General features: G+C 59.0%; 8 protein-coding genes. 1 reads left to right on the top strand and 7 read right to left on the bottom strand.

Annotated features, from left to right (window positions below; translation table 11 throughout):
• From GSQ88_RS28385 to GSQ88_RS28365, 6 genes are all read right to left on the bottom strand, one after another.
• On the bottom strand, window positions 1–357 hold a 357-nt coding region (locus tag GSQ88_RS28385), incomplete at its 3' end, for an IPT/TIG domain-containing protein (protein ID WP_246785078.1).
• Between the two features lie 361 nt (window positions 358–718).
• Complete coding sequence (locus GSQ88_RS35355) at window positions 719–913, bottom strand: hypothetical protein (protein ID WP_210253910.1); 195 nt, start codon at window positions 911–913, stop codon at window positions 719–721.
• A gap of 295 nt (window positions 914–1208) precedes the next feature.
• Window positions 1209–1472: a hypothetical protein gene (locus GSQ88_RS28380; protein WP_349628242.1), complete on the bottom strand. Its 264-nt coding sequence runs from the start codon at window positions 1470–1472 to the stop codon at window positions 1209–1211.
• Between the two features lie 69 nt (window positions 1473–1541).
• Window positions 1542–1853, bottom strand: coding sequence for a hypothetical protein (locus GSQ88_RS28375; RefSeq protein WP_246785074.1), 312 nt, complete (start codon window positions 1851–1853; stop codon window positions 1542–1544).
• A 723-nt stretch (window positions 1854–2576) separates the two neighbouring features.
• Complete coding sequence (locus GSQ88_RS28370; protein ID WP_159011100.1) at window positions 2577–2816, bottom strand: hypothetical protein; 240 nt, start codon at window positions 2814–2816, stop codon at window positions 2577–2579.
• A 566-nt stretch (window positions 2817–3382) separates the two neighbouring features.
• Entirely contained in the window at window positions 3383–3583 is a 201-nt protein-coding gene (locus GSQ88_RS28365) for an SANT/Myb-like DNA-binding domain-containing protein (RefSeq protein ID WP_210253909.1), read from the bottom strand.
• A 488-nt stretch (window positions 3584–4071) separates the two neighbouring features.
• Between GSQ88_RS28365 and GSQ88_RS28360 the strand changes: the two genes are divergently transcribed.
• On the top strand, window positions 4072–4326 hold the full coding sequence (locus GSQ88_RS28360; RefSeq protein WP_159011098.1) for a hypothetical protein: 255 nt from the start codon (window positions 4072–4074) through the stop codon (window positions 4324–4326).
• On the opposite strand, the gene GSQ88_RS28355 is transcribed toward GSQ88_RS28360, so the two are convergent.
• Window positions 4318–4488, bottom strand: a complete 171-nt coding sequence (locus GSQ88_RS28355) for a hypothetical protein (protein WP_159011097.1) — start codon at window positions 4486–4488, stop codon at window positions 4318–4320. The genes GSQ88_RS28360 and GSQ88_RS28355 overlap by 9 nt on opposite strands.
• Between the last annotated feature and the right edge of the window lie 172 nt (window positions 4489–4660).

The following is a 4660-nucleotide window of genomic DNA, read 5'->3' as shown; positions in this document are numbered from 1 at the left end:
AGGACCGCTGTTCGGTGCGATGGAGGTCACCGACGGCGCTGAGACATACGTGAACTGGTCCGCCGAACTGGTGGCGCTGGTGCCGCCCGAATTCGTCACTGTCACATCCACCGTGCCGCTGCCAGCGGGAGAGGTCGCTGTGATCGACGTCGCGCTGTTGACAGTGAAGGAGGTCGCCGCGGCTCCGCCGAACTTCACCGCGGTTGCCCCGGTGAATGAAGTGCCGGTGATGGTCACCGACGTGCCCCCCGCTGCAGGACCGCTGTTCGGCGCGATGGAGGTCACCGACGGCGGTCGTGTTTGGGCTTGGGCATCGCGGCTAGCGCCGACGACCGACGCGATGAGCACAGCAACCATCATGCAGGCGGCACGGATAGTGCAAACCCGCTTGTGAATCGCCATCGCTCGTCTGCTCCTCAAGCCCAGCTTAGCGTGCAGAAAAATGCCTTGTATATTGTGTCAGCCGTGACCGCGAGAAGCAACGATTGGCATTGTAAAGGACAGCCACCGTTGCCGTTTTACCACAATCGTGACGTGCAAGGCCGGATGCCTACTTGCGTTCAGCCATTGCTCTCTGAGCTTCAATGGCACCGCGTCGCATACCCTGAGCCGGTCCGCGCGCGCTGCCGCGTCGCCCGCAGGATGTGCCAGGAGACTGCTTTCGCTGAATGCCCTCGAAACGAGCGCTGCGTTAGCCTCGGTGGGTCCAATCCGAGTTTCATCTTACGGCCAGCAATTTGACCGAATGCAAAGGCCGCGCGACTCGATCACGCAGCGCAACTACAGATTTTTTTAAGCCCGCTCGGAAGCCCATGCCATGACCGACATCGCCTTCCTGTGCGGGCTCGCTGTAGATGTCCTTTGTCTGTTGGTCGGGGTTCGCGCCTTCAGGCGGTGCAGGATCATCAAGCACCAGCGCACCTTTCGCACCAGCGTCACCCGGATCACCCGTGCACCGTCTTCCCAGGACTCGCGGTAGTCCGTTCACCATATTTGAGGATCTATCCAATGACCGAAGTCACCGCTTCTGCGGGCGCTCCCGCTCTGCCCGGGTTCGTGGCGGCCCTTATGCCGCCTCAATCGGAGAGCGAGGGCAAGGGGCTCTCGACCCAAAACTGATCACTTTCACTGTGTAATTCAGATGGCGCAAGTCGCCACCGGTCTGCCGCGGCTTGCTTGGAAAGATCTGGGCCATTAGCCCGTGAAGATCATTTGGCGGCGTCGCTGGTCGCCGCCGGGTTGTTGCTGTCCACGCAACCGGAGATAAACGTGGCTTGATCCCTTTTTAGGACCTTGGCATCAACGGCCATTTTGGCACATTCATTCAGTTTGATTTGTTCAGCCCGCCGTTTTTCCGCAGCCGCGCGGAATTCAGGGGCAACAACGTTAGGATCGACCAGCTTTTGAGCGAAGCCCGGTTGAACGAATAATACGAAAGCCGCAATCAAGAATAAGCGTCGGACCATGTTCATGGGTAAGCTCCGAATGTAACACGCAACGATTATTTCCCCTTCGCCTTCAGCCTCGGCGCAACCAAGCGCTTACTTTGACGGTTGAACTTTAGCGCGGCCTTTCTTACCAGCAACGGGTGGCTTCACGAGAAATCGATTGAAACAGCCCAACCGTTCATCTTCCTCTTTCAGGAATTTGCAGTCGGCGATGGCCTTTGCTGCTGGCGGTTTTGGCTTTGGATCCGGCGGGACGACGCCGTCGTAGCAATCAAGCCGCTCTTTCGACCCGTCTTCTATGGTAAGGCAACCTTGCAACTTATCGATTTCCGCTTCGGCATTTGCCTTGGTTGTGACAATAGCGGCGAAAAACGCAACCGCGAACCACACGTGACGACTGGTCATGCCTTCTCTCGCTTTGCTTTTAGCCCGATTTCGACCACTGCGGATGGCCTCCGACCGCAGCCAATCATTCCGCAACCGGAAGGTGAGAGCAAGGGGGCGTGCTAAGCGCCCCGGAAGAGTATCGATTCTTAACGCCGATTGACTCAAAGCCGATCCTTTCGAGGTCGGGAGTCCAAAAGATCCGGAAGGGGTGTCCGATTGTGCACGTTCGTCGCCGTTCGCAAGCGTTCGAGAAGTGCCCATATGGCATCCAAAACGCTGTCGTCTCGTAAGGATGGCAGCCGCGCTTCGGTTCTTAAAACGCTTCACCGCCTTCTTCACCGGTAACGCCGCGGTCTTGAGAATCCGGCGATCCTCTCTCTTGGTCCAATAGTTCGGCGAAGGCCCAACCCCGAGTTTTGTCCGCCGAGCACCGACAGCGCCGGCTGTGCGACCGGGAAGCTGACGCGCGGCAGCCTTGCCCCGGTTCGATCTGATGATCTGATCCTCTTCGAATGTCCACCTCCGCCTCCCCATCGTGGTCGTCCCCCCTCACCAGCGCGAGCAAATACCGAGGCTGCATCGAAACCGATTTGGCGAGGAAAGGGCTTTCAATTTATCCCCGACATAAACAGGCAAAAGCCGCCCGTGAGGATCGGTCAGGAAGCGCAACCGGCAGCGGATGGCCGCTCATGCAAAGAGGTGGAGACGATAACCAGCGGGGCGCGGGCCTGAGCCCGCGCCTCAATCGCCGAGTTTGGCAAAAACGACTCTGTCGAGGCCGATTGAGTCGCGCGCACTATCGTGTTCGAGGATCACTTCGTAACCTTCCTCGGCAGCACGCTCTATCGCTTCCTTTGCAAGGCTCACGAACTGAACGCGGCCCTCCCGGGCCCCGTCGCTGCACGCGAGGGAAAACCATCCGTCGCCCGCAGGCACAACCTTGTGGAAGCTCGAACCCTTCAAATCGTCGAAAAAGCTCACCTCGTTACCCTCCTCATTAGCACCGCCGGACCGTCGCTTTTGTCTGAGAAGATACCTCTAGACGAAGGTCGCCACGACCAGGGAAACGACAGACCCCGCAGAACATTGCGAGTGTGTTCAGCTTTTCTTGCCAGGCTGTGGCGTAGCTCTGTCCGGCGAATGCCCCGGCTGCGGCGTGGCGCGGTCACGTGAGTGACCAGGTTGTGGCGTCGCTCGATCAGGAGTGTGGCCCGGCTGCGGGGTAGCGCGTTCAGGATGCTGCACTGGTGTCGGTGTTTTGGCGGGATCGTTTGCCCCTGATCAAAATCTTCCTCATTTCCAGTCCCTCTCTTTGGTTTTGTTGTGCCAACACACAACCATGGGGAGAGAGTGATGTCTAACGAATCTGGGGGATCATTCGTCCCGCTTCAGCCTCCGCTTGCCCCAATGCGGCTCTTTGCGGTCGGGATTGAACTCCCGCACCACGTCGCGGTGGAACGCCTTCAGTACGCCGATGCGCGCCAGCATGAGCCAGGCGCCGCCGGTCTCAGCAGCTCGGGGTGGCCATCAGTTTTTGCTCTTCACCTTCAGCCCCATCTCGACAGGCCGCGACGCCTGACACCAATACGCCTTAGCGATAGGCGCAGAATGTAAGCCCGCGCTTTGACGGCTTTCTCGGTCCGACCAAGGGACTTTGCGATATCGGCAAACTCGGCCTCCGAAACGACCAACTCGCGTAGCCGTTCGTCTTCCTCGTTGGTCCAGGTCTTTGCATTCTTCTCAGCCACGGCCATACCCTATTTCTTCGCCTTCAGCCCCATCTCGACCAGGCGGGCGTGGTGTCCTGCACCGCGCCTGATCATTCCGCAACTGGAGAGCCGGGGCAAGTTCGATTGCTCCGCACAAAAAGATGGCCCATGAAGCCAGGGCCGCAGAAGCCCAGGATCATCATCGCCCGGGGTGCTCGGCTCGGGGACGGCGGAGATCGCCGAGTTTACCGATACAGGCGGTGCGGTGCCGGTGCTGAAATGAGGCTGAGCGTGCGCTCCTGGCTACGCTTCGCCGGCTGGATGTTGTGGGCGAGCGCGAAGCTTGCCGATCGGGACCGGGTTGCTGAGGTCGTAAGTTTTTATTAGCCGGGGCGGGCTATCCTGATCCGGTCTGGGGAGACTTGGTTCGCGTAAATACCTAAGCCGTCGCTGACTCAATCCAGCGGCGGCTTTTTCGTATCCACTGACGTACGTTTTTTAACGAGTTGTACTGCCATGTGAATGGCATGGATGACTCCATCTCAATCAAGTGCAAGCGATGCCAGTGCACCTTTCGCGACAGGGCTCGACGGGTGCAATCTGGTTACTCGCGGCAGTGCCCAAGCTGCGAAGTCGTCATCTTTTTTGAAGAACATGTGCAGGACGCGAATGTCATAACCGCGCTGTTGGATGCGCGCAATCTGCGTCGCGCATTGAAGGAAGCAGAGGGTATGAAGGTCATCACTCGAGCCGCACGGACGTACGACCGCACCTCAACATGACGTCGGCGCCTTCGGTTCCCGCAGCCGTTTCATGGTGAAATCGCGATCGGGTGTGCGGACCGCGGCCAGGACGAGAACGATGCAGGGACCGTCGCGGTAAAGACGTAAACGCTCGGACGCGGGTGGCTGGGTGGGGAACACGATGACGTTCGTTTGTTCCATCTAATACTATCCCACTAACGCGCCACGAAATTGCGAGCGCTTGGACCCGTTGGTCGCTGCGATCGGCAAGCTGGTTCGGAACGGTACACAGCCGGTTCACGCAGGCGTGTTCCCGCGGTGAACGGGCGCTGCTCCTCGGCTTGGAACTGACGACGGCTGCAGAACTTGTTTC

The sequence above is a fragment of the Bradyrhizobium sp. S69 genome, from assembly GCF_009766005.1.
GTDB lineage: Bacteria > Pseudomonadota > Alphaproteobacteria > Rhizobiales > Xanthobacteraceae > Bradyrhizobium.
Note: the sequence above shows the minus strand (reverse complement) of the source record. Positions and strands in the feature narration are given on the sequence as shown.